This window comes from Trebonia sp. (genome assembly GCF_049794275.1).
Classification (GTDB): domain Bacteria; phylum Actinomycetota; class Actinomycetes; order Streptosporangiales; family Streptosporangiaceae; genus Trebonia.
In genome coordinates this window covers 1-2,527 of sequence record NZ_JBARCR010000321.1, presented here as the reverse complement: position 1 = coordinate 2,527, position 2,527 = coordinate 1, and the positions used below count along the sequence as shown (strand labels likewise).

The window sequence follows — 2,527 nt, the reverse complement described above, 5'->3', positions numbered from 1 at the left end:
GCAAGCCGTGGTTCGTGTACTTCTCCACCGGCTGCGCGCACGCGCCGCACCATGTGCCGGAGGAGTGGGCGGCCAAGTACAAAGGGAAGTTCGACAGCGGCTGGGATGCCTACCGGGAACAGACGTTTGAGCGGCAGAAGAGGCTGGGCGTCATCCCGGCCGACGCGAAGCTGACCCCCCGCAACGAGGCGTTCCCGGCCTGGGATTCCCTCGCCGATGACCAGAAGGCCCTGTACGCGCGGCAGATGGAGGTGTACGCGGGGTACTGCGAGAACGCCGACTGGAACGTGGGTCGGGTGATCGCCGCGGTCGAGGATATGGGCGAGCTGGACAACACGCTGGTGATCTATATCTTCGGCGACAACGGCGCCAGCATGGAAGGCGCGATCACCGGCTCGTTCAACGAGCTGACGATGCAGAACGGTATTCCGCTGACTCCCGAGCAGCAGCTCGCGCTGATCCAGCAGTACGGCGGGCTGGACGTGTGGGGTAGCGATCTGGTCGCCCCGCACTACGCGGCAGCGTGGGCCTGGGCTGGGAACTGCCCATTCCAGTGGGGCAAGCAGGTCGCCTCCCATCTGGGTGGCACCCGGCAGGGCATGGTGATCCGCTATCCCCGGCTGATCACCGACGCCGGGGGGCTGCGCAGCCAGTTCACGCACTGCATCGACATCGGCCCGACCATCCTGGAACTGGCCGGCCTGCCGGAGCCGACGCACGTCGACGGGATCGCCCAGACGCCGATGCACGGCACCAGTTTCCTGCACACCTTCGCCGGCCCGGGCGCCGAGGAGCGCCACACCCAGCAGTACTTCGAGATCGCCGGCTACCGGGCCATGTACAAAGACGGCTGGTGGCTCGCCCAGTCGATCCCGCGCATCCCCTGGGACCTGACTCCGGAGACGATGGCGAGGTTCGCGCCCGGGGTATGGCAGCCCGACGATGACCCGGTGGAGCTGTACTACCTGCCTGATGACTTCACTCAGGCGGACGACATCGCGGCGCAGCACCCGGAGAAGGTCAGGGAGCTGCGGGAACTGTTCTGGGCCGAGGCGGAGAAGTACAAGGTGCTCCCGCTGCTCGGCAGCCTGAGCTTCTACTTCGGCCTGCTGCCGCCGATCCCCGCCCAGACCACTTACACCTATTACGGTGACGTGCAGAACATCGCGTCCGGCATGATCCCCCGGATCTACAACCACTCCTACGCCATCTCCGCCGACCTGGTAATACCTGAGGGCGGCGCCGAGGGCGTGATCGTGGCCGAGGCCGACCACCTGGGCGGCTTCTCGCTGTTCGTCGAAGGCGGCAAGCTCAGGCACACCTACTCGATGATGGGCGTGCTGGTGTACCGGCAAGAGTCCGATACCCCCCTGCCCACCGGCGAGGTCAGCGTCCGCCTGGAGTTCCACGCCGACGCGCCCAAGCCCGCTACCGGCGGCGACGTTCGCCTGTTCGCCAACGCCAAGGAGATCGGCAAGGGCCGGATGGACTTCACCGTCCCGCTCCGGTTCTCCGGCTACGCGGGCATGGACATCGGCCGGGACAACGGCGGCGTCGTCGACCGCAACTACGCGGACCGGGCGCCGTACGCGTTCACCGGAACCATACGAAGGGTCGTCTTCGACATCAAGCCGCACCTGAGCGCAGCGGACGAGAACACGCTGCACGAATCGGCGCACCACGGGCACGTGGCCCACGGCATCAGCGCATAGCTTGCCATTGACCCAGTGGCCGCGAGCCGGACAATCGGGAGCGTCGCCGTGAGGCGGGATGGGAGGGAAGCCCGAGGCGTATCCCTGCACCGAGGGACGCGAGCCGCATACAAGGCGAGGCGATCTGGATGAGTCTGCTCAAGAAGGCGAAGCTCGTCACCGTCGACAGAGTCGTTACGTAGACGCGGCGAGTGACTGCCTCACTGGGCCTTCAGGGAGACGACCATGACCGATCAGCCGCACTACCAGCTGCCGCCGACCCAGCGGAGGCGCCTAGTCTTCCGGGCGGTGCTGCGGGGCGTCCTGAGCGCGGCCGCGCTGGTCGTCCTGTACTACTTGCTCCCGCTGGACCAGCCGTGGAACGGCGACACCGCGGTACGTATCCTGATTGGCCTGCTGGTCTTCGCGGGCATCGCGGTGTGGCAGGTCAGGTCCATCATCGGCTCGCGTTATCCGCGTATCAGAGCGTTCGAGGCGCTGGGCTTGATCCTTCCCCTCTACCTACTGGTGTTCGCCTCGACCTATTTCGTGATGCAGCGAGCGTCTGCGGCGAATTTCACCCAGCCGCTGACCCGTACCGACGCCCTGTACTTCGCCGTGACGGTCTTCTCCACGGTGGGATTCGGGGACATCAGCCCCAAGTCCGAGGCCGCCCGGGTGGTGCTGATCGTCCAGATGCTCGGCGACCTCGCGCTGCTGGGCGCCGGAGCGCGGGTCCTGCTGGGAGCCGTGCGCCGCGGCCAGCAACGACAGGACACGAGCGACCAGGACGCCCCGACGGCCGGGTGAGGGCCGCCAGGACCGAGCCGACAGGC

General features: G+C 67.0%; 2 protein-coding genes. Both read left to right on the top strand.

Going from position 1 to position 2,527, the window contains the following annotated elements; translation table 11 throughout:
* A partial coding sequence (locus WA805_RS08920) for a sulfatase-like hydrolase/transferase (RefSeq protein WP_425242103.1) occupies positions 1–1,712 on the top strand: 1,712 nt, incomplete at its 5' end.
* Between the two features lie 225 nt (positions 1,713–1,937).
* Positions 1,938–2,501 (top strand): potassium channel family protein, encoded by a 564-nt coding sequence (locus tag WA805_RS08915; protein ID WP_422337978.1) that lies wholly within the window; start codon positions 1,938–1,940, stop codon positions 2,499–2,501.
* The last annotated feature ends 26 nt before the right edge of the window (positions 2,502–2,527 follow it).

Bases quoted from the DNA above. Each gene is read 5' to 3' on its own strand.
- WA805_RS08915 (WP_422337978.1), top strand. From the start codon at position 1,938: ATGACCGATCAGCCGCACTACCAGCTGCCGCCGACCCAGCGGAGGCGC.